We start from the raw sequence: 25,072 nt of genomic DNA on the forward strand, positions 1-25,072 counted from the left end.
AACCAAACCGAGATCGAGCCCGCGACCTGCTACGCGGCGTTCGAGCGGATGGGCATCGACTACGGCCCCGCTCACCGTGGCCTGGAACGCCTGACTTATGGAAACAATCAAGTCCTGGCCAAACTCAGCCTGCCGGCCTCGGTTGCGGAGACCCTGGATCAATTCGCGCTCCATCCCAGCCTGATGGATGCGGCCACCCAAGCCTCGATCACATTCGCCCTGATGGCCGATCAGGAACAAGGCGCGGGTCCCTTCCTCCCGTTCGCCCTGGAGGCTTTGGAAATCCATGGGACATGCGCACCAGACATGTGGTGTTGGATCCGTCGTTCCGATATCCCGGAAAACAAGGTGCGCAGGCTCGATATCCATCTGTTGGACGGCGACGGAACGCTCTGCGTACGCATGCAGGGCTTCTCCTCCCGTGCCGTGGAAGCACGTCATCCCCTGCTTCACCAAGACCGCACCACCCCCGGAACGGTCGGCTTTACGACCTCATTCAAGGGAACGGAACCCTACCTGAGAGATCACGGGCACATGTTGCCCGGCGCGGTTCTTCTGGAAATGGCGCACGCCGCCGGAGCACAAGTGCAAGAGGTCGTGGGCTTGAGCCACGTGGTTTGGAGCCGACCGCTGGTGGTCGCGAAACCCGGCCTGGCCGTGCAGATCGACGTGTCTCGAGACGATCGAAACGGCTTCCAGATCAGCACGCGAACCGATGGCGAACTGCAGGTTCACGCCCAGGGCCGATTCATCACCGGCCCCCACCCACAAGCCGCCGGATCATTGCCCGTTGAAGAGATCCAGGCCCGTTGCACCGCACACAAAGATAAAGACGCATGCGACGCCCTGCTGGAATTCGGCCACGGGCCAAGCATTCAAAGCGTCGTGCGGCTCGACTACAACGACCGGGAGGCATTGGCCACACTCAGGCTGCCCGCCGAGGCCGACCGGGCCAACTACGTCCTGCACCCCAGCATGATCAACGGCGCCGTGCTGACGGGCATTCTGTTCGCTGCGATCCAAGAGCCGGGGAACGCATTGCCGATGCCCTACAGTTTGGACGAATTGACATGCTACGGCGACCTTCCCGATCAGGCGTACGCCTACGTGCGGACGTCCACATCCCGCGATCCGTTCAAGAAGGTCGATATCGATGTGACCGATGAGCACGGCGCGATCATTGTGGCCATGAAGGGTTTTACCGCGATTCCGGCACCCGCGAACAATGAGCTGCTGTACGCGGTTCCCCAATGGCGTCCCTCGACGCTCATCAAAAATCCACCATCGCGACCGACGGCGCCGCCCATGTTCATCGTGACCGAGGACGAACTGCACCAGGCGCTGAGCGAACATCGGCCGGATGCCCGCATTGAATGTCTGCCGCTTTCCAGTGAGAGCGGTGCTCAAGAGATCCAAGACAACTTCATTCACGTGTTCGAGCTGATCCAAACGGCCGTGCGCCAATTGTCCAAAGACGACCAACCGGTCATCCTGCTGATTCCCGAGGATAGCGAAGACAAGGCTCACGCCGCCATTGCCGGCTTCCTCCAAACGGCGCGCCTGGAACATCCTGGCATTGCGCCCAAAGTCGTTTATTACCAGTCTGATCAGGCCGATTGGTTTGATCGATTGATGCCCCGCCTGGAAGCCGAGATCCAAACCGCCAACCAGGATCTCGAAATCCGCTACACCCGAACCGGCAGTCGAGAGGTCAAAGGCCTCGAGGAAATCGAGATCCCTGCCGAAGGCGGTCCCATCCTCCAAACCGGTGACGTGGTTTGGATCACGGGCGGCCAGGGCGGTTTGGGCCTCATTTTCGCCGACCACTTTGCAAGCGTTGCAGGCGTCACCTTGATTCTGAGCGGCCGCTCCGAACTGCGCGATCCGTCCCTTCTGGAGAAGCTGCGCCGCAAAGGTGCCAAGGTCGCCTACCTCCAGGGCGACATCGGCGACGAAGCGGAGGTGCGCCGCCTGGTGGACACCATCCTGCGCGACCACGGCAAACTGAACGGCATCGTCCACAGCGCCGGCGTTTTGCGAGACGCCTACATCCTCGGCAAGACGCCCACGGACGTGGCGCACGTGTTGCGGCCCAAAATTGCCGGGTTAACGGCGATCGACCGCGCTACACAATCCGTCGATCTGGATTTCCTGATCCTGTTCTCTTCGCTCTCCAGTGTGTTGGGCAATCCGGGCCAAGCCGATTACGCGGGTGCCAACGCCTTCCTCAACGGTTTCGCGGAAGCCCGCAACCGCCGCAAAACCCAGGGCGGGTGCAGGACCCTATCAGTGATCTGGCCGTTGTGGAAAGGCGGCGGCATGCAGATGGCGCACGAGAATCAAGTCCGCATGACCCAAGCCACCGGCATGATCCCGTTGGAAACGCCTGCGGGCCGACAGGCCTTGGACAGGATCTTCGCGACCGGGCATCCTCAGGTGCTGGTTCTCCAGGGAGACGCCCGACGGATTCGTTCTCGGATTTTGCAGCCCGCGGCCCTGGTCCCACAGCCCAAGCAGGAAAGCGCCGTCGCTTCACCCGACCTCAAAGCCCTACGCGACGCGACCTATAGGGAACTCGTCACACAGGTCGCCGATCTCATGGACTTGCGGCCCAAATTGATCGAAGCGGATGCCGAGCTTCCGGCCTATGGATTCGATTCGATCACCTTCTTGGAATTCACCAATCGTCTCAACGGGTGTTACGGCTTGGATCTGATGCCCACGCTGTTTTTCGAATACACCAGCCTGTCGGCGCTGACCGACTATCTGCTGGACGCGCACCTGCCGGTCCTCCAGAAAAAGTACGGCGCGTCACTCAAGGCAGTCCAGGCATCCGTCCCGACTGCCCAACCGGAACCACCTCCGCGCCTCTTCCCCAGCCAACCGAAACCGAAAACGTCGGAACCGGTTTCGGCCGTGGCCATCGTCGGTATGCACGGCCGCTTCCCCGGCTCCCCCGACCTGGATGAATTTTGGCGCAATCTGGAAGCCGACCGCGATCTGATCGGCGAAATCCCTTCCGATCGCTGGGATTGGCGTCGTTATTACGGCGATCCGATCCAAGAGCCAGGCAAGACCAACGTCAAGTCCGGCGGTTTTATCGCCGATGTCGATCGATTCGATCCTTTGTTCTTTGGGATTTCGCCCGTGGAAGCCGAGAACATGGACCCGCAATTCCGGCTCTTCCTGCAAACCGTTTGGAGCACCATCGAAGATGCAGGTTACCGATCCGCCGCCCTGTCCGGGAAGAAGGTCGGCGTCTTCGTGGGCGTCTCCTCCGCCGACTATCGCGACCTGAGTCGGCAAACCCAGGCCGAGGGATTCATGACCACCTTCCCCTTCGCCGTGGCCAACCGCATTTCCTACATCCTCAACCTGCACGGACCCAGCGAAGCCATCGACACGGCCTGTTCCAGCTCCTTGATTGCCATGCACCGTGCCATCGAGAGCATCCGCAGTGGCAGCAGCGACATGGCTTTGGTCGGGGGCGTCAACGTCATGTCCAGCCCGCAGTTGTTTATCGCCGCCTCCGGGGCCGGGATGCTCAGCGAGGACGGTCGCTGTAAAACCTTCGACAAGCGCGCCGACGGCTACGGGCGCGGCGAAGGCGTCGGCGCGGTGTTTTTGAAACCCCTGGACAGAGCGCTCGAGGACGGCGACCAGATTTACGGCCTGATCCGCGGCTCGGCCGAGAATCACGGCGGCAAAGCCACGTCGCCGACCGCCCCCAATCCGGTAGCCCAACAAGACCTTTTGGTCTCGGCCTACCGGGCCTCGGGCGTCGATCCGGCGAGCGTGGGTTACATCGAAACCCACGGAACCGGTACCCAATTGGGTGACCCGATTGAAATCAACGGCCTCAAGGCCGCATTCGAGGAACTGGGCAAACAAGTCGGCCCGCAACCCGAGCAGGCACGATGCGCGTTAGGCTCGGTGAAAGCCAACATCGGCCATTTGGAAGCGGCCGCCGGGATCTCCGGTGTCTTGAAAGTGCTCTTGATGCTGAAACACGGCAAGATCCCCGGCAATCCGCATCTCAAAGACCCCAACCCGTACCTGAAGTTAGAGGACAGTCCCTTTTACCTGGCCGAGAAGACGCACGACTGGAAGCCGACCTTGGACCACCAGGGCGAGGCGCTTCCCAGACGGGCCGGGGTCAGCAGCTTCGGCATCGGCGGGGCCAACGCCCATGTGGTTTTGGAAGAATACGTGGCGGCCCCGTGCGCCCGGACCGAACCACCGGGGAGGGCCCACATCGTCGTGCTCTCCGCCAAGAGCCCGGATCGGCTGGCCGCTCAGGCCGCCAATTTGCGCGAATTCCTCGCGAGCCGTGCCGATCTCCAGCTCGAAAGCCTGGCCTTTACTCTCCAGGTCGGGCGCGACGCCATGGATCATCGACTGGCGTTCACCGCGACGTCCATCGCCGAAGTGCAGGACACACTCCAGGCCTTTTTGGACGATCGTCACGACGGGCCCGCATTCTATCGCGGCGAAGTGGGCACCGACGATTCACTGCGGATCTTCACCGAAGACGAAGATATGCCCGAAATCGTCGCCACATGGATCGCCAAACAAAAGTACGTCAAGCTGATCGAACTGTGGGTCAAGGGGCTTGCCGTCGATTGGGAGCGGCTCTACGGGGAGGCCAAACCCCTGCGGGTCGGTTTGCCCACCTATCCTTTTCTCGGCGAACGCTATTGGCTCGGCACCGAGACCGAGCCGCAGGACACACATCGAGACGATTTCGAAATGGATCACTTCGAAACCATTCTGGAACAGCTTGAAGACGGTCGAATCGACGTTTCCCAAGCATTGAAACTCACGAATGCGGGTATGCCATGAACCATCTCCTGGAACTCATTTATCGGAAGGTCGCCGAACATAAATTGACCAAAACCGAGGCGTTGGGGCTGATCGAAGGGATGAGGGGCACCGCGTCCGCTCGGCTGCATCCGCTCATCCACCGCAACACCTCCGATTTCTCGGGACAACGCTTCTCCGCCACCTTCACCGGTCATGAGTTTTTCCTGCGGGACCACGTGGTCAAGGGACAAAAGGTGATGCCCGCGGTGGCCTTCCTCGAAATGGCCCGCGCCGCGCTGGCCTGTTCAGCCGGTTTCCCCGAGCCATCAAGGGCTTCCGCGATTCGCCTGCGCCATACGGTCTGGATTCGCCCGCTGATCGTCGATCAAGCGCCCAAAGACATCCATATCCGGTTGGACGTGGAACAGGAGCGGATTCACTTCCAAATCTACGCCGAACCGGAGCAGGCCGGCGACGAACCCGTTGTGTACTGCCAGGGCGTCGGCAGCGTTGGCGAGAGCGGCGACCCGGTTTTTCCCGACCTTCAGGCTCTGCGAACCGACATCAACCACGTCGCGCTGAACGCGGACCAGTGTTACGAGGCCTTCAGCAAGGTGGGCATCGAATATGGGCCCGGTCAGCGAGGCATAGAAACCGTCTACACGTCGGACAATCAGGTCTTGGCCAAATTGACACTGCCCCACAGCGTCAGTTCCCAGAACGATTTTCTGCTGCATCCCAGCACGATGGATGCTGCCCTGCAAGCCGTGATCGCCATGAACATGGGCGCGACAGGAACGCATGCGAAACCCTCGCTCCCGTTCTCGCTGGACGAGTTTGCCGCGATCGGCGGCTGTACCCCCGCCATGTGGGCCTGGATCAGACATGCAAAGCCTTGTAAATGCAAGGAATGTACGCCCCAACGCGACGTTTCGCAAACGCGGCGGGGCGACGTCAAGTTGGACATCGACGTGTTCAACGACCAAGGCGAAGTCTGCGCCCGCTTCAAAGGCCTGTCGTCTCGGGTCCTGGAAGCGCGACGCGAAGCGCCTCCGACCGAGGGTTTGACGCTGCTCGAACCGGTGTGGTCGCCGATCTCGCTTCAAAGGGAACCGATCGTCGATCAACGGGTCCTCATCCTGGGTGGTACCCAAACCCAAATTGCGGCCGTGCGCAGCATGTACCCCGATGCCGGGCATTTCGCGCTAGGTACCGAGAACATCTCGGCGATCGCCGCCCGATTGAAGGGTCCCATCGATCACTTGGTTTGGATCGCGCCCGATCGCCAGGTGTCCACTGTCACCGAGGAATCGGTGGTCGAAGCACAAGAAATCGGTGTACTTCAGGTTTTTCGGATCATCAAAGCCCTGTTCACCCTGAATTACGGTGTCAAGGAATTGACCTGGACGTTGATCACCACCCAAAGCGTTGCCGTTGCAGATACCGACCACCTGAACCCGACCCATTCAGGCATTCATGGCCTGGCAGGCTCACTTGCCAAGGAATACCCACATTGGCGGATTCGTCTCCTGGACATGGAAGCAGACCGGGCCTGGCCCGTCGAAGCCATGTTCCGCGTATCCCCCAACGATCAGGGCGACGCCGTGGCCCGGCGCGGCGAACAATGGTACGCCCAGCAATTACTTCCCGTCGATGACAAGCCTGCAAGCCAATCGCCGTACCGCACCAGAGGGGTGTATGTGGTCATCGGCGGTGCCGGAGGCATCGGCGCCGTTTGGAGTCGCTCGGTCGTTGGATTGTACGACGCTCGAGTGATCTGGATCGGTCGCCGCGCCGAGAGCGACTTGGGACCAGCGCAGCGCGAGGCCTTATCCCACCCGAATCTGACCTACATTCGAGCCGACGCCACCGACAAAGCGTCCCTGCAACAGGCCCGCGATCAAATCAAAGCCAAACATGGCCGCATCCACGGCGTGATCCATTCCGCCCTGGTTTTGCAGGACCGCAGCCTGGCCAAGATGGAAGAGGGCCCTTTTCGCCGAAGTCTGGCGGCAAAGGTCGATATCAGCGTCAGGCTCGCCCAGGTCTTTTGTGCCGAACCTCTGGATTTCCTGGTGTTCTTCTCTTCCATGAACGCCTTCGCCAAAGCCGCGGGTCAAAGCAACTACGCCGCGGGCTGCACCTTCAAGGATGCCTTCGCCCATCGACTCGCCCGAGAATGTGCCACCACGGTCAAAATCATGAATTGGGGTTTTTGGGGCAGCGTAGGCGTTGCCGCCGATGCGGCCCACAACCAACGCATGGCCTCCGTCGGAGTTGGGTCGATCGAGCCTGACGAGGGCATGGCCACGCTTGAAAAACTGCTCCAATCGCCCTTGCCTCAAATGGCGGTGTTCAAAGCGGTCGCGCCTCGAGTCGAAGAGGCGCCCGAAGCGCCGCAGCACATCGAGTCGGGTCCTTCTCTGGTTGAAAAAAGTAGGGCCTACTTCAGATCGTTCATCGCCGAAGCTCTCAAGATCCCACCCAACCGGATCGATCCTTCGAAACCCCTGGAAAACTATGGCTTGGATTCCATCCTTGCCGTTCAACTAACCAATGGATTGAGCAAACACTTCGACAACCTCAGCAGTACCTTGTTTTTCGAGGTTCCGACCATCGACGCGCTGGTCGAAGAAATGATGAGAACCCAGAAAGAGGCATTGATCCGCCGAGTGGGTTTCGAAGCATCGACCCCGCAACCGGAGCAGGTCAAACAGAGCCCGCCTGCACCCAAAACGTTCAAGAGGCCCCAAAGGCGCGCCACAGCAACCCAGGCGCCGCGCACGACGTCGAAGGACGTGGCGATTATCGGCCTCACCGGCCGCTTCCCCCAAGCCGACGATCTCGAAACCTTTTGGGACAACCTGGTGCACGGGAAAGACTGTATCGAGGAAATTCCCAAAGACCGCTGGGACGCCGCCGCCTACAACCAAGACGAACAAGAGCCCGGCACGTCCTACAGCAAGTGGGGCGGGTTCCTCAGCGACGTGGACGGATTCGATCCGCTTTTCTTCAATATCTCCCCGAGGGAAGCCCAGGTCATGGATCCCAAGGAACGTCTGTTTCTGGAGACCGTTTGGAACCTGTTGGAAGGCCGAGGGTACACGCGACAGATCCTTGCCGACCGGTACGCCAAACGGGTCGGCGTGTACGTCGGCGCCATGTACCAGCAGTATCACGCGTTCGACGCCGATCTCGTCACCGAGTCGGTGGTGTCGCTCTCGTCCTATGGTTCGATCGCCAATCGGGTTTCCCATTTTTTCGATTTTCAGGGGCCCAGCATCGCGATCGACACCATGTGTTCCTCCTCGCTGACAGCCGTCAAGATGGCCTATGAAAGCCTGCTCAACGGGGAATGCAAACTGGCCATCGCCGGCGGCGTGAACCTCTCGATTCACCCTAAAAAGTACATTGGCCTCAGCGCCTCGGGCATGATCGGCAGCCATCCTCAAAGCAGGAGCTTTTCCGACGGCGACGGGTACCTGCCCGCCGAAGCGGTCGGTGCCGTGCTCTTGAAACCCCTTGCCCAAGCGGTGGAAGACGGCGATGCCATCTTGGCGGTCATCAAATCCGTCACCGCCAACCACGGCGGTGCCGGCACGGGCTACTCCATCCCCAACCCCCAGGCCCAGATCCAACTCATGCGGGACAATTTCGAAAAAGCCGGAATCGACCCGCGCACCATCAGCTACCTGGAATCGGCCGTCAACGGTTCTCCGTTGGGCGATCCCATCGAGATCAACGCCTTGAACCGGTTTTTTGGAGAAGCCACCTCGGATCGAGGCTTTTGCGCCATTGGTGCCGTCAAAGCCAACATCGGCCATGCCGAAGCCGCTTCGGGCATCTCTCAGCTCGCCAAGGTGGTGCTGCAACTGCAACACCGGCAATTCGCACCGTCCCTGGACGAAACGCCGCGCAACCCCAAGATCCGTTTGGACGACTCTCCGTTTTACCTCCCACCCCGAGAGGCCACGGCTTGGGAACAGCCGGTTTTGGAAATCGACGGGCAGATGCGGGCGATTCCCAGAAGAGTGGCGATCAGTTCCTTCGGGGCCGCGGGCGCCAACGCCCACTTGATCGTCGAGGAATACGCGCAACCCGTGCCCGAAAACGAACCGGGTGCACAAGGACAGGCCCATGTCATCCCGCTATCCGCAAACGCGGAAGACCGCCTGCCGGTCATGTGCGCGAACCTGTTGGATGCGATCCGTTCCGACCCCAAACCGATTGCCGACATTGCCTACACGCTTCAACTTCACCGTGAGGCCATGGCCTATCGCTTGGCCTTCGTGGTCGAAGACATGGAAGAGCTGGTGCTTGGCTTGGAGCAGGTCGTCGCCCAAGTCGATCACCAGGTCCCGATGTTTCGCGGCAATACGGAGGATTTTTCCAATAACTTGCTTTCAGGCGAGACCGGCAAGGCGGTGCTGCAATCGATTATGGCGGAGCCCAACCTCGCAAAAGCGGCCGACTTCTGGACCCATGGCGGCCACATCCCGTGGACGGCGTTTCATGAAGGAGAAAACCGGCGCCCCGTTGCACTACCAACTTATCCCTTTGCCAAGCGGCGCTACTGGATCCCGGCAGTGGGCGCCACTTCGGTCGACGAGCCGCAGCAGGGTCGGGCGACGAAAGACTGGAGCGATTGGCTTCGACGCACGGCGGGCGACCTTCTCCAAATCGACGACATGCCCACGCGCAAGAGCCTCGACACCCTGGGCTTCGGTTCGCTGGACGGCGTTCAGTTGAAATCGGCGTTTGAGCGCGAGTTCGGCGTCACCGCACCCATCGCACTGTTCCAAGGTGCTCAAACCATCGAACAAATCACCCTCGCGCTGGAAAAAGTCGCTCCGTTCGAGCAGACCTTCACACCGTCTGCCGTCGCCGATTCCGAGATCCTGCCCGTGATCGTTCCCAACCCTTCCGAACGCTATCAACCCTTCCCCTTGAGCGATATTCAGGAATCCTATTTGATCGGTCGCAAGCTCGGCGACAAAGAGGACGCCGTCGGCTGCCACATTTATCTGGAGCTGGAAGCAACGCAACCTTTGGATCTGTTCCGTTTGAACGCGGCCTGGAAGCGTCTCGTGCAGGATCACGACATGTTGCGCACGGTGATTCTGCCCGACGGCCGCCAACAGGTCCTGGAGGACACGCCGCCCTATGAGTTCAAGGTTCTGGATCTCAGAAGGAAAACCGCGGAGGAACGCTCGGCCTCGTTACAGAAGCTGAGAAACGATCTTTCCCACAAGGTTTATGAAACCGACCAATGGCCGCTGTTCGACATCCGAATCAGTATCTGCCCGCAAAGAAAAACCGTCGTTCATTTCAGTATCGATGAACTCCTGCTGGATTGGTCCGGCATCGACATGTTGTTCGCCCAGTGGCAGGCCTACTATCGGGAGCCCGCAACGCAACGGCGGCAACCGCAAGTCACTTTCCGCGACTACATGGTCGCCGTCAAAAAATTCGAGGCATCCCAGCGCTATCAGCAGGATCTGGAATACTGGTTGACCAAATTGGACGGCATGCCCGGTGCGCCACAGTTTCCCAGACAAGAACCTTCCGAATCCCGGAACCATCGCCGCGCCAAACTGGAAGCAAGCCTCGATCAAGCACAATGGCGCGCACTCAAGGAAAAGGCGCAGGCCCTGAAGGTCTCGCCGACGACGCTGCTGCTGTGCGTGTTCACCGAGGTCCTGCGTATCTGGAACGACGGCAACCCCTTCTCCCTGATCATGACCTATTTCAACCGCCTCGCCCTTCATCCCGACTTGAATCAGGTGCTCGGCCCATTCATTTCCACAAACCTCTTTCGGGTGGACGACCCTGGCGACCGCGACCTGGCGGACATCTTCCGAGACACCCAAACCAGTCTGTGGGAAGATTTGGACCACGGCAATGTCAGTGGCATTCGGGTGTTGCGGGAGCTGAAGAAGCGGAAAAAAATTCCGAACGACCTGTCCCTGCCGGTCGTCTTCACCTCCCTGTTGGGCCAGGAACGCGAACCCCAGAACGTTGGTTTTTTTGCGGACCTCGCCTATTCGGTCACCCAAACTCCGCAGGTCTACCTGGATCACCAGGTCCATGAACGCGATGGCGCGCTTCATTTCAATTGGGACGTCGTCAAAGGCACCTTCGCACCGGGCGTGATGGACGCGCTGTTTTCCGATTATTGTGCCGTACTTCAGCGGTTGGCTGCGCACCCCGAACAATGCCACGACGGTTCCTGGCGCTCCGCCGTCAAGCAAACGACCGCCAAGGTACCGATCCACCTGCTGAAAGCCCAACCGGATCGTGCATTCGAGCCCTTTCCCCAAACGGATCAGCAACAGGCCTACGCATACGGTCGCAGCAAATACGCCGGTAACATCAGCTCCCAGGTTTACATGGACTTCGAAGCGGAGGACCTGGATGTGGCACGCCTGGAAAACGCGTGGCGAAAGGTGATGGAAACCCACGACATGTTGCGCGTGGTCGTCCAGGCCGACGGCACCCAGCAGGTCTTGAAAGATCCACGCCCCTACGCGATTCGCGTCGAAGATTTTCGGGGCGAGAAGCCTGCCGAGGTGCTGCGCCAATGTGCAGCGGTGCGCCACGCCATGATGGCGAACATCACGCCGCTCGGCGCGTGGCCGTACTTCGACATCGCCGTATCGCGATTGGACGAATCGAAGTGCCGCGTTCACTTCAGCATCGATATGATCATCGCCGACGGGACCAGTATCAACATGCTGGCCGAAGCGTTGTTTCACCACTACGAACATCCCGACGCGCCTATCAAGAAGCCCTCGATTTCGTTTCGAGACTACGTAATGTACCTGCAACACTACCGAAACACCGAGGGCTTTCGAAAAAGTACACATTACTGGCGCGACAAATTCGCCGACATCCCGCCAGGACCGGATTTACCCGCCTTCGAGGGGGTCTCGATCAAGGGCACGGAGCGTTTCGAAGGCGTTCTGGAGGATTGGTTCAGCATCAAACGAAAGGCCGAGGGTTTGCAGGTTTCGCCCGGCATGGTGTTGCTGGCGGTTTACGCCGAAGTCCTCGCTGCCTGGTCGGACCGCAAACCGTTTTCGCTGGTGGTCCCCTGCTGGAAACGGCTCGCACTGCACCCCGAGTTGGACGAGGTCGTGGGCGATTTTACCGCCATGAGCTGGGTCACCGCCGACCTGGAGGCAAAACCCTTCGAAGAGAAAGTGCGCGGTTACCACGAGGCTTTGGAACGCGACCTTTCCCACCAGGCCGTCAGCGGATTGAGCGTGTTGCGAAGGGTTGCCATGAAGCATCGCAACAAATCGCTCGGCTTCCCGGTGGTGTTCACCAACCTGGCCAAGCCGACCCGGCTCCAACTCCCGCCCGGCTTGACGTTCGGTGAATTCTTAAGTCAAACCTCCCAGGTCCATATCGACTGCATCAGCTTGGAAGAAGGCGGTCAGCTCAACCTGCATTGGGACGTGGCCAAAGGGTTGTATCCGCCAGGCATGATCGCGGAGATGTTCCGGGGATATCAGCGCGTTTTGGATGCGTTGACGGATGCCGGGAATTGGCGCAAGACGAACTTTGATGCATTCATCGGCGCACGGCCAAGCGAGGTCGGGGTCGCGGTCGCCAATGCCATGGAGAAAGTCTTATGAACAAGAGCACCGACCATTCCCTCATCGAGAAGACCCAAGTCCTCACCACCCTGCACCACCTGGTCGAAGAGCGGGCTGCGCGCGCGCCGCAGGACGTCGCCCTCCGGTTTGAAGGTGAGTCGCTCACCTTTTTCGAACTCAACCGGCGCGCCAACCAGGTCGCCCATTTCCTGCGCGGCTTGGGCATGGGTCCCGACAAGATCATCGGCGTGGTCATGGAGCGTTCGTTCGAGCTGACCACGGCGTTGCTCGGGGTCTTGAAGTCCGGCGGCGCTTGGCTGCCCTTGGACCCGGACTACCCCGAACAGCGCATGAACTTCATCCTCGACGACGCCGGATCGACGGCCGTGCTGACGCAAGCCAAACACGAGGAGCTGCTGCGTTCCTTCGACGGTACGGTTTTGAGCCTTGATCGGGAGTGGCACTATGTGGCGGAAGAGTCCGACGCGAACCCGAGCCCGATGGCCATGCCTCACCATTTGGCCTATGTCATCTACACCTCGGGCTCTACGGGCCAACCCAAAGGGTGCATGATCCCCCACCAGGCGATTTGTAACCGGCTGATCTGGATGCGCGACGCCTACCAGATCACCGACCAAGACCGGATTTTACAGAAAACGCCCTACACCTTCGACGTCTCGGTCTGGGAACTGTTTTTGCCGTTGCTGGCAGGCGCCTGTCAGATCGTCGCCAAACCCGACGGTCACCGGGACGCGCATTATCTGGTGGACTTGATCAATGCCGAGCGCGCGACGGTGTGCCACTTCGTGCCTTCGATGCTGCGCTTCTTCCTGGGACAAGCCCAAGCGCACACCTGTCGCACCTTGCGCCATGTGTTCGCCAGCGGCGAAGCGCTGCCCTACGACCTGACGCGTCGCTGGATGGAAACGATGCCGGCGAAACTGCACAACCTCTACGGGCCCACGGAAGCCGCGGTCGACGTGAGCTTTTGGGAATGCGAGATGCGCACGGACCGGAAAATCCCCATCGGGCGCGCGATTCAAAATATCGAACTCTATATTCTGGACGACGATCTGAGACCGGTTCCGGACGGCGAAGCGGGTGAACTGCACATCGGCGGCATCGGCTTGGCGCGGGGCTATTTGAACCGGCCCGAGCTGACTCAAAAGACGTTCGTCGCCCACCCGTTTTCGAACGATCCCGAGGCGCGCCTGTACAAAACCGGCGATAAAGCGCGCTTTCTGGAAGACGGGAACATCGAGTATCTGGGCCGCTTCGACACGCAAATCAAGCTGCGCGGTTTTCGCATCGAGCTGGGCGAAATCGAGGCGGTTCTGCGAAGCCATCAAGCCGTGAAGGACGCCGCCGTCGCCGTCCAAAGTCAGGACGATCCCCGACTCGTCGCTTACCTGGACGCGGAAGACGTCACGGCCGGACAGATCAAACAGTTCGTCAAAGACCGACTGCCTGAATACATGGTTCCCAACCAAGTCGCGTTTCTGGACGAATTACCGGTTTCCCGCCACGGTAAGCTGGACCGCAAGGCCCTGCCGTGGCCGATTGCAAACGCCCAAAAGCAGCAACCGAACGAAACACCGGCCGCCAAACCCACCGCGACCTTCGAGAACGTGCTTGCCCATCTCCTGGGCGATTTCACGCGGCTGGTGATGGTGAACGACTTGAAGGGCGATGACGACTTGTTCGATGCCGGGGCCACGTCGTTGACCGTCGTGCTGATGGTCGAGCGGATCCAAACCCATTTCGGCGTCACCGTGCCGGTCGATGTGATCATGGATACGCCGACGGTCGCAGCCATGGCGCATTACGTGGCGGATAGGCTGGGAAGCGTACCCGAGGAAATCCCCCCACAGGAACGCCAGATAAGCGAGCCGCAATCCACCGAACTCGATTGGATTGATTTGGCGCCGGTTCACCTGCGGGATTCGGCCTTTAGGCGAGTCTCGATTCCTACCGGATTTTCCGCGCAATCCATCGACGCAGACCGGTTCGGCCGGTTTTTATCGCTCTTGAAACAGGGCCGTTTGGAAGCAAAACCCAAGTATATGTATGCCTCCGCCGGCGGCTTGAATCCCATCCAGACCTATCTGTTCGTCAAAGAAGACGGGGTAAAAGATCTGGATGCGGGCATTTATTATTACCACCCCATCAAGCACCGCCTGCATCTCATCCGATCGCAATCCGAATTCACGCCTTCGGCGTTTATGGCGTGTGATCGTGCGTCGTTCGCCCAGGCTGGGTTTGCGGTGTTCTTTATTGCCCAAATGGACGCCGTCAAGCCCGTCTATCAAGCGACGAGCCCGCTATTGGCGGTGCTCGAAGCCGGCTACATGGGCCAGTTGCTTGTCAGCCGCCAGGCCGATTTCGGGTTGGGTCTGCGCCCGGTGACCGGCGTTGCCTTCGATCGGATCGCGGCCCAGTTCGACCTGGAGTCGGGCCACCGCTTCATTCACTGTCTTCTGGCGGGAACGCCTGAGCAACGCCCATCAACCGAACCCATTTGGAACCTTGCAGATCACCTGCGTGCAAGCGGTAGCGCCTTTGAGGGCTCCTTTGCTTCGTTTTTGGACACGACCGAGGAGCCCCTCGCGTTCCTCACCACAGAGGATAAAGATCGACTGATTGCGGAACAACGGCATATCAGAACATCGTTCCCGCAAACGACGATCGTTCCTTTGGAGAGCGAGACCATCGACCCCAAACGCTATGCCGCGCGCTCCTGCAAACGGGTGTACCTGGATCAACCCGTTCCCGCGGCCCACGTCGGCAAGCTCCTCGCGCTTTTGGGAAGCAAGACCCTTGACGGTCAAGCGCGTCATCTCTATCCCTCGATCACCGGAACCCACGATCTCGAGATCTACATGTACATCAAAGCGGGCGGGGTTGAAGGACTCGACCCCGGACTGTATCGCTACGATCCCAGCCGGCACGCCCTGCACCGCATCACCAGGGAATTGTCGACCGCGATTAAGCTGTGCTACACCCCGTTTAATCGCCAACATGCCCAACAAGCCAAGTTCTATGTATTCTTGGTGGCGCCGTTGGCGCGGTGGCAGCCCGTCTTTGACCGGGAAAGTACTTATCTCGCCCTGTTGGAAGCGGGTTACATCGGGCAAATGCTGTTGGACAGGCAGGCAGAATTCAAGCTCGGCATCTGCCCGATCGGCGGCCTGATGTTCGACAAGATTCGTCTCGATTTCAAACTCGAAGCGGGCGATGAACTGATTCACAGCTTCGTCTGCGGCGGCTTCGAAGGCGAATTGCCCGATGATTGGAAACCGATCGAGATCCCCGCGGAACATTCGCAAAAGTCTGCCTCTCTCGAGGATCTGGCCATCGTGGGCCTCAGCGGCCGCTATCCCGGCGGCGAAGATTTGGACGACTTTCTCGGGCTTCTGGAAAGGGGGGAAACCGGCTTTTCCGAACGGGTCTTCGACGCCTCCTTCCGCCGCGACGCGGCTGCAGATACCCCGGAAACCACGCGTCACCACGGAGGATTTTTAGACCGAATCGATGGTTTCGACGCGCAGTTGTTCAAAATGACGCCCGTCGAGGCGCGCAGCATCGACCCCCAAGAACGCCTGTTGCTGGAGACGGTCTGGGCCTGTCTGGAAAACGCGGGGTACACCAGCGCGGAATTAAACCGCCTTGCCGGTCGGGTGGGCGTATTCACGGGTTCCATGTGGAGCGAATACCAACAACACGCCGCGAACCAAGGCCAAGCCGCCGTTTCCTTTCCCTCCTCCATGGCCAACCGCATCTCTCACTTTTTCGGGTTCAAGGGGCCCAGCATCGCGGTGAACACCTCCTGCTCTTCGGCCATGACCGCCCTGCACTACGCCTGCAGGAGCATCAAGGCCGGTGATTGCAAGGCAGCGATCATCGGCGGCGTCAACTTGATGAGCCATCCCTATCACCTCGGTCTCCTGCATGCCATGGACTTCCTCAGCGACCAAAAGGAACCCCGGCCCTTTGGGCTCCACGCCGACGGCTGGGTTCCCGGCGAAGGCGTCGGCGCGATCATCGTCAAGTCCGTGCGGGATGCGCAACGGGACGGCGACACCATTCACGGCGTCATCAAAGGGACCGCGCTGGGTTTCAGCGGTCAAGCGGGTCGTTACGGCGCACCTTCCGCGCAGATGCAAAAGGAATCCATGCTGGCCGCCATCGAGAACGCAGGTGTCTCCATCGATTCGATAAGCTACGTGGAAGCAGCGGTTTCCGGCGCAAGTGTGGCCGACGCCCTGGAAACGAACGCCATCAAGGAGATCTTTCAAAACTCCGCCAACGCGCCGACCCCGATCGGCAGCGTCAAAGCCAACATCGGCCATTTGGAATCGGCCTCGGCGATGTCGCAATTGACCAAAGTCCTGTTCCAACTGAAACGGGGACAGATATTCCCGACCCTCAATACCCAGCCCTTGAACCCCATGCTCCAGCCGGAGGACGGCGGCTTGCGGATCGTGGGCGAATTGACGACTTGGCCAAACTCGGACGGGCCTCGGCGCGCCTTGATCAACGCCTTCGGGGCGACGGGGTCGGCCGGGCACCTGGTGCTGGAGGAATACCCGGAACCGGAACCCACAGCGGTAGAAGGGGAAGCCCTGATCCCCCTTTCGGCGGCGACCCCTTCACAACTGCGCACGCTCGCCGCGCGCCTGCACGACGCGCTGAAGACGCCGCCGCCCCTGGCCGACATCGCCCATACGCTCCAGGTGGGTCGCGTCCACATGACGGAGCGGCTGGCGTTCGTCGCGGACTCGCCGCACGATTTGCGCGAAAAGTTGGCCTGCTATTTAAAGAGCGATGACCCGATTCGCGACTGTTTCCAAGGCTCGGTCGCCTCCGGCGAAGCACCTCAGGAAGCGGGTACCGAACAGGATTGGCGCACCATCGCTCAAAAGTGGGTGCGGGGTGCGCGGTATTCGTGGACGCGTTTCATCGACCAAACCCAACCGCGGCGGCGAACACCGCTGCCGACCTATCCCTTCGCCAGGGATGCTTTTTGGGTCGAAGCCCCCGATTCAAGGGCGACCGCCGTGCCGCAACCGACCCGCGAGCCGCGGCAGGAAGGTCTGGAAGACCAGGTGGAAACCTGGCTCGTTGAACGCTTTGCCAAAATAACCGAGCTTCCCGTTGCCAGCATCGACGCCCACGCCACCTTTGACGCGGTCGGCATCAACTCCTACATCATCCTTCAGCTCAACCGCGACCTGGAACAAGCGTTCGGCAAACTACCGAAAACCCTGCTTTTCGAATACCAAACCATTCACGACCTGGTCGATTTCTTCGTGACCCGCCATGGCGATCGACTCGAGGACTTGTTCGGCACAACTCCGGAGTGGCGCGACACGCGGGTAGCGACGGAAGGATCGCCCATCGAGGCGCCTGCGCGGCAAACCGAGATCGCCATTATCGGGATCAGCGGCAGGTATCCCAATTCGAACGACCTCGAGTCGCTTTGGCAAAACCTCGAAGGCGGCGTGGATTGTATCTCCGAGATTCCCGAAGATCGCTGGGACTACCGCGCTTATTACCATCCGGATCAACCCCGGCCGGGAAAAATGTACACCAAGTGGGGCGGGTTCATCGAGGGCGTCGATCAATTCGACCCGCTCTTTTTCAAAATGTCGCCGCTGGAAGCCGAAGCGCTGGACCCGCAGGAGCGGCTCTTTCTGGAAACGGTTTGGCATACCTTCGAAGACGCCAATTACAATCGCGCCGCCTTACAAGCGGCGTTCGCGGGCAGCGTCGGGGTTTTCGTCGGCGTGATGTCCAGCGACTATCAATTGTTCTCCGGCAAGCCACAAGAAGACGACGGTTTGATCATCGGGTCCTCCTTCGGCTCGATTGCCAACCGGATTTCCTATTTCTTCGACTTTCACGGGCCCAGCATGGCCGTGGACACCCTGTGCTCCTCATCGTTGACGGCGCTGCATTTGGCGGTAGAGAGCATCGTGCGTAACGAGTGTCGGGCTGCCGTCGTCGGCGGCGTCAACCTCTCCATCCACCCCAACAAATACATCATTCAATCCCAGTTGACGATGTCTTCCAGCGACGGCCGTTGCCGTAGTTTCGGCGAAGGCGGCGATGGATTCATACCCGGCGAAGGCGTCGGCGCCGTTTTGATCAAACCGCTGGATCGAGCCATCCAAGATCGCGATCACATTTACGGCGTCATCAAGGGCACGTCCATCAATCACGACGGCAAAACCCACGGCTATACCGTGCCGAACCCCAATGCCCAAGCCGACATGATCAAAGGCGCCATCGAAGCAGCAGGTGTGGATCCGGCCGATATCAGTTATATCGAGGCCCACGGCACCGGCACCTCGCTTGGCGACCCCGTGGAAATCGCCGGTCTGACCAAAGCCTTCGGTGCCGGTACCAACCAAAACCAATACTGCGCCCTCGGCTCGATCAAATCGAATATCGGGCACTTGGAAGCCGCCGCCGGAATGGCGGGTTTAACCAAAATCCTGCTGCAAATGAAACACGGGTTGTTGGCGCCCTCGCTCCATGCCGCAAACCTGAACAAAAATATCGATTTTGAACAAAGTCCGTTTTATGTACAGCAGGAATTACGCGAATGGAAGCGACCCGTCCGCGAAGGCGGCACGGCGCCGCGCATCGCCGGTCTGTCTTCGTTTGGCGCGGGCGGCGCAAACGCCCATGCCGTGATCGAGGAATACCGGCCGGACACGGCAGAGCCGGAGACCGTGCCGGACAAGGCACTCTATGCGATTCCGTTGTCGGCCAAGGACGAAGCACGGCTGCGGGAGATGGCGGACAACCTGCTCGCCTTCCTGAAGAAACCCCATATTGGCTTGCGAAATCTGGCCTACACCCTCCAAGTGGGACGCGAACCCATGGAAGAACGCCTGGGCTTTGCGGCTACGTCGATCGAGGAAGTCAGGACGAAACTCAGCGCGTTTCTTACGGCCGAAAGCGATGGGACCGGCCTTTACCGAAATCGCGTGAAGCGATCCCGCGAAGCCGTCCGGCCGGATGATCAGGCCCAGGCGATTCAATCATGGGTCGAGGGCGCCGTGATCGATTGGGCTGGGTTATACGAACACGACGAACCGCGCCGGATCGCGCTTCCGGTATATCCCTTCGCGCGCGAACGGTACTGGCTCCCTCAAGCCAAGCCAAAGCGCCCTGCGCCGCAGGTGGAAGAAGAATCCTTCGAGCTGATGCACTTCGAAGAAACCTGGCGAGAACAGCCGCTGCCCAAGGGCGCGGCACCCGACATCGGAACCTTGGTGTGCTTCCTGTCCGATCGGGAAAACCAACGTACACTGCTAGACGGGCTCGAGAAACGCAACCCGTCCATCCAAGTGGCTTTTGTGGGAACAGATGCGGTTTCCCCCGATGCGCCCGAAACCTATCAACGCGCCTTGGAGAGCGCTTGCGAGGAATTCGGCGCCATTGACGGAATTCTTTATCTGTGGGCGCTTGAAGATGGCCTGTGGGTTCGGGACACCGCTCCGATCGTCAGCCTCATTCAAGCGATCGAGGCCACCAAGATAAAACCCAAACACCTGGTGCTGGCGGGCGGATTCAGGGACGGACTCGAGCGTTGTTACGCGGAATCCTGGATCGGCTTTACCCGTTCCCTGAGAGCAGCTCTGCCCGAAACGCGGGCTCGCGTGATCCTTCAGCCCATCGGGCCTGACCTGAACGACTGGACCGAAAAGCTGACGGACGAAATCGGCACGAATCGCGCCGAAAGCGTTCTGTACCAAGCGGGCAAACGCCACTGCCTGAAGGTGCAACCAACCCCGCCGCTGCCCACCGGCGATCCGGCGCCGATCGACGGAACGGTTCTCATCACCGGCGGTGCCGGTGGCCTGGGACTTCTGTTTGCGGAACATCTGTTCAAAACCAGGTCCGTCGATCTGATCCTCACCGGTCGTTCTCCGCTCAGCCAGGAAAAACGAGCCCGGCTTCAGGCCATGCAGACTGGCGAATGCCGGGTGGTTTACCTGCAGGCTGACGTGTGTGACGCAGCGGGCATGAAAGACGGGGTGGCCCGTTTAGACCTGGGTCCCATCACGGGTGTGATCCATGCGGCGGGCCTGGAGCCGTCGGGCCACATTTTCGACAAAACCCACGAGCACTTCCAGGCCGGGTTGGCAGCCAAGATCGACGGCACTCAAATCCTGGACGAAGTGCTGGCCCGCGAACCGCTGGAATTCGTCTGCTATTTTTCGTCCACCGCCGCCGTGCTGGGCGACTGGGGCGCCTGCGATTACGCCATGGCGAACCGCTTCCAAACCGCCTACGCCGATTACCGCAACGGCTTGCGAACCAAGTGCGAGCGCCAAGGTCGAACCTTGGTCCTCAACTGGCCGCTGTGGCAAAGCGGCGGCATGGGTCAGGACCGGGAGCAAGCCCGCGCCTACCTCCAATCCAGCGGCCAGCGGTTCTTGGAAACCCGAGAAGGTCTCGACTCGTTCGACCGATTCCTGCAAGCCGAGCAGACCCAACTGCTGGTCTTTGCCGCGCGCAAAGATCGGATCGATCGGCTGTTGGCCATCACCGAAGTGTCCGCGCCCAAACCCAGGGCAAGTCGTCCCGAGATGCGCGGTTTGACTGTCGCCCAATCGATCCGCTGGGACCTGGTGGACCTCGTCTCGGGCCTAATGAAAATCGACAAGGCCAAGATCGATGTGGAAAGCGATTTAACCAATTACGGCTTCGACTCGATCAGCCTCGCCAATTTTGCGCAATGTCTCACAAATCACTATGGCTTCGAGGTCACGCCCGCCGTATTTTTCGGGCGTTCCACCCTGGCCGAGCTGACCCGCTACTTTCTGGACGAGCACGGCGACGCCGTCCGACGCTTCTACCGCCAGGATCCCGTTGGTGCCCAAACCGCGCCGCAACCCAGGGAAAAAGTTGCGCCGCAACCCGAGGCAGTGGTTCAGCCCATACGATCGACGACCCGGGAACAGGGCGAGCCGATTGCGATCATCGGCATGAGCGGACGCTTCCCCCAAGCCCGTTCGGTGGAGGACATGTGGCGCATCCTGGAGAACGGAGAAAACGCGGTCCAGGAAATCCCTGCGGAGCGGTTCGACTGGCGAGCCTACTTCGGCGACCCCACCACGGATGCGAGCAAAACCAATTGCAAGTGGACCGGGAACATTCCGGGGGTGGCGGAATTCGACCCGTCGTTCTTCGAGATCTCTCCCCGCGAAGCCGAACGCATGGACCCCAGGCAACGGCTGCTGCTCCAGGAATCTTGGAACGCCCTGGAGGATGCCGGATACGGCGCAAGGCACATCGCCGAATGCAAAACCGGCATGTTCGTCGGCGTGGAGGAGGGCGAGTACCAGCGCATGGCTGCGCAAGGTGATCTGACCTCCTTTCACACCGGCATTTTGGCCGCGCGTTTAGCCTACTTCCTCAACCTCAAGGGACCGACCATGGCGATCAATACCGCCTGTTCGTCCTCTCTGGTCGCGGCCCACCAGGCGTGTCAGAGCCTGCGCAATGGCGAATGCGACACCGCCCTCGCCGCCGGCGTCAATCTCATGCTGACCCCCGAGGTCTACATCGGCATGGCCCAGGCCGGCATGTTGTCCGATCAGGGAACCTGCTTCGCGTTCGACCAACGCGCCGACGGGATGGTGCCGGGCGAGGCCGTGGCCGTGGTGGTCCTGAAACGTCTGTCCCAGGCGCTTCGCGACGGCGACCCGATTCATGCCGTCATCCCCGCGAGCGGTGTCAATTACGACGGCAAGACCAGCGGGATCACCGCACCCAGCGGCGTATCCCAAACCGAGCTGATCCAAAGCGTTTACACGCGTTATCACATCGAGCCCGAATCCATCGACTACATCGTCGCCCACGGCACGGGAACGCCCCTGGGCGACCCCGTGGAGATCAACGCGCTGGAAAAGGCCTTCGAGGGCGTCGGCCAACACGCGAACTGCGCCTTGACCTCCACCAAGACCAATTTCGGCCATACCTTCGCGGCCTCGGGTCTGGTCAGCCTCATCGGTATGGTCCAAGCCCTGCGTCACGAAACCATTCCCGCCAGTCTGCACTGCGATCGGGAAAGCGATTACATCGACTGGAAAACCAGCCCGTTTTACGTCAACAAGAGCAAGCGATCCTGGCCAAAGCAAGCAAACGCGGCGCGAACCGGCGCCGTCAGTTCCTTCGGCATGAGCGGTACCAACGCCCACATGGTGGTACGGGACATCCGGCTCGAGCCGTCGCACACCGACGCGCAACCCTGTTACCTGCTCGCTTTTTCCGCCAAGACCGAATCGGCGTTGCTCGAGAGAGTCAAACGGTTCTCGGAGCTTTTGGAACGGGACCCGCAACTGGACCTGGCAGGTGCCGGCTACACCTTGCTGGAAGGACGTCACCATTTCAGATATCGCCTCGCGATGGTTGTGCTCGACGCCGAAGACGCCCGTTACCTGTTGCAGCAGCTCGACAACAAATCGCCGCACCTGTTCCGCGGTGTCGTCTCACGCGGCTTCGACCCGCAACCCGCGTTACGCGATTACGGCCAACGGCTGATCGAAGACGGTCCCGTTTTGCAGGCCGATCCGCGCAAGTACGGCGAATCCCTGCGCGCCCTGTCCGAGCTGTTTTGTCAGGGCTACGACTTCTCCTGGTCGCATTTTTTGGGAGACAAACCGCCGCGCCGCATCCATCTCCCGACCTACCCTTTTTCGCGCGAACGCTATTGGATCGACCGCGAAGAACCCGAGGTGGAATGGCTCGAAGAACCCGCCGAACCGGTCGTCGCACCCTCGGTTTCGGGGAACGGCAGGCGCCTGGAATTAACCGGCCTGAGCACGGCGGCATGCCTGGAATGGGAATTAAAGGAGCACATGAGCGGCATCCTGAAAACCCAACGCGAGATGCTGGAATCGGACATGGAGTTTACCGAGTTCGGTTTCGACTCCATCCGGCTGTCAGAACTGGGCCTCGCGCTGACGAACCATTTCCAGGTGGAAATCAACCCTTCCATATTTTTCGGGTACCCCACGTTGGAAAAACTGGTTCCCCACCTGCTGGATGTGCACGGCGACGCGCTGCGGGCTTTTTTTAGAGAGAACCCAAGCAACCGCCCCGCGAACCCCAATCCCAAAAGCATCGCCGTTCGCAAACCCAACAGGAGACGCGTGGTTCCGGCCGGCGCACCGGCCCAAGCAGAACCCATCGCCGTGATCGGCATGAGCGGCCGTTTTCCCCAATCCCGAAACGTGGACGACATGTGGCACATCTTGGCCTCGGGCCACAACGCGGTCACGGAAATCCCCTCGGAACGATTTGATTGGCGCCGCTATTTCGATCCGGCGGGCTCCCCGGGAAAAACCAACTGCAAGTGGATGGGCAGTCTGCCGGACGTGAAGGCATTCGATTCCCTGTTTTTTGAAATATCCCCCAAGGAAGCCGAAACCATGGACCCCAGACAGCGATTGTTGCTGCAGGAGGCCTGGAACGCGTTGGAAGATGCCGGTTACGGCCAAGACCGATTGAACACCGATCAGGTCGGCATGTTCGTCGGAGTGGAACAGGACGATTACCAAGCCTTGAGAGGCGCGCAGGGCGGGGTGACATCCAGTCACAACGGGGTGTTGGCGGCGCGTCTGGCGTATTTCATGAACCTGACGGGCCCCAACATGGCCATCAACACGGCTTGCTCCTCCGGCTTGGTCGCCGCCCATCAAGCTTGGCTCAGTCTGCGCAATCACGAATGCGACCTGGCTTTGGCCGCGGGGGTCAATCTAGTGCTCACGCCAGGCATGTTCGTGGCCATGAGCCAATCCGGGATGCTGTCACCGGATGGCAAGTGCTTCGCCTTCGACCAACGCGCCAACGGCATGGTTCCCGGTGAAGCCGTGGCGGTGCTGGTCTTCAAACGCCTCTCCCAAGCCGAGCGCGACGGCGATCCGATCTATGCGGTCATCGAGGGCAGCGGCGTCAATTACGACGGCAAGACCAACGGCATCACCGCGCCCAGCGGCGTGTCCCAGGTGCGGCTCCTGAAGGAAGTTTACGCGCGCCATAAAATCGATCCCGGTGCGATCGACTACATCGTCACCCACGGTACCGGCACTAAATTGGGCGATCCCATTGAAATCAACGCATTGGCCGAGGTCTTTAAAGACTGCCGAAAACAATCGTGCGCCCTGACCTCCACCAAAACCAATTTCGGTCACACCTTCGCCGCCTCGGGTCTGGTGAGTTTGATCGGTTTGGTTCAGGCCCTGCGGCACGAAACCATTCCCGCCAGTCTGCACTGCGAACGGGAAAACGATTACATCCCGTGGCAGGACAGCCCCTTTTACGTCAACAAAACCAACCAACCCTGGTTGGCGCAGGAGGAACGATTCAGACGGGGCGCCGTCAGCGCCTTCGGCATCAGCGGCACCAACGCGCACATGGTCGTCCGCGAATACAAAGACGATCGCCACACCGCTGGCCACCAGGCACCGTTCTATTTGCTCGCACTGTCCGCACAAAGCGAACAGTCGCTGCAAGGCAAGACCAAAGACATGATCGCCCTGTTGCAAACCTCGCCGCCCGACCTGGCAGAGATCAGCCACACGCTGCTGACGGGCCGCCACCACTTCCTGCACCGCTGCGCCGTCGTCGCCCGCGACGCCGCATCCGCG

The 25,072-nt window shown here is 60.2% G+C and carries 3 protein-coding genes (2 of these 3 cut by a window edge); all 3 read left to right on the top strand.

All coding sequences use genetic code 11. The features are described 5' to 3' along the window. Tightly spaced (each overlapping or abutting the next), the 3 genes in view from J3U87_RS13240 to J3U87_RS13250 form a layout consistent with a single transcriptional unit that may run on beyond the window. Positions 1 to 4,842, top strand: the 3' portion of a protein-coding gene (locus J3U87_RS13240) for a non-ribosomal peptide synthetase (protein WP_237383521.1). Its footprint begins 41,322 nt before the window's first position; only the last 4,842 of its 46,164 coding nucleotides appear in the window; its start codon lies off the left edge, out of view; its stop codon occupies positions 4,840 to 4,842. Continuing rightward, positions 4,839 to 12,443 carry an SDR family NAD(P)-dependent oxidoreductase gene (locus J3U87_RS13245; RefSeq protein ID WP_237383522.1) on the top strand — a complete coding sequence of 2,535 codons (7,605 nt, stop codon included), beginning with the start codon at positions 4,839 to 4,841 and terminating at the stop codon, positions 12,441 to 12,443. The genes J3U87_RS13240 and J3U87_RS13245 overlap by 4 nt, the downstream gene beginning before the upstream one ends. After that, positions 12,440 to 25,072, top strand: partial view of an amino acid adenylation domain-containing protein gene (locus J3U87_RS13250; protein WP_237383523.1) — the 5' portion only. The gene runs 7,260 nt beyond the window's last position; the window shows 12,633 of its 19,893 coding nt (coding positions 1-12,633); it begins with the start codon at positions 12,440 to 12,442; the stop codon falls past the right edge of the window. The genes J3U87_RS13245 and J3U87_RS13250 overlap by 4 nt, the downstream gene beginning before the upstream one ends.

The sequence above is a fragment of the Sulfidibacter corallicola genome, assembly GCF_017498545.1.
GTDB lineage: Bacteria > Acidobacteriota > Holophagae > Acanthopleuribacterales > Acanthopleuribacteraceae > Sulfidibacter > Sulfidibacter corallicola.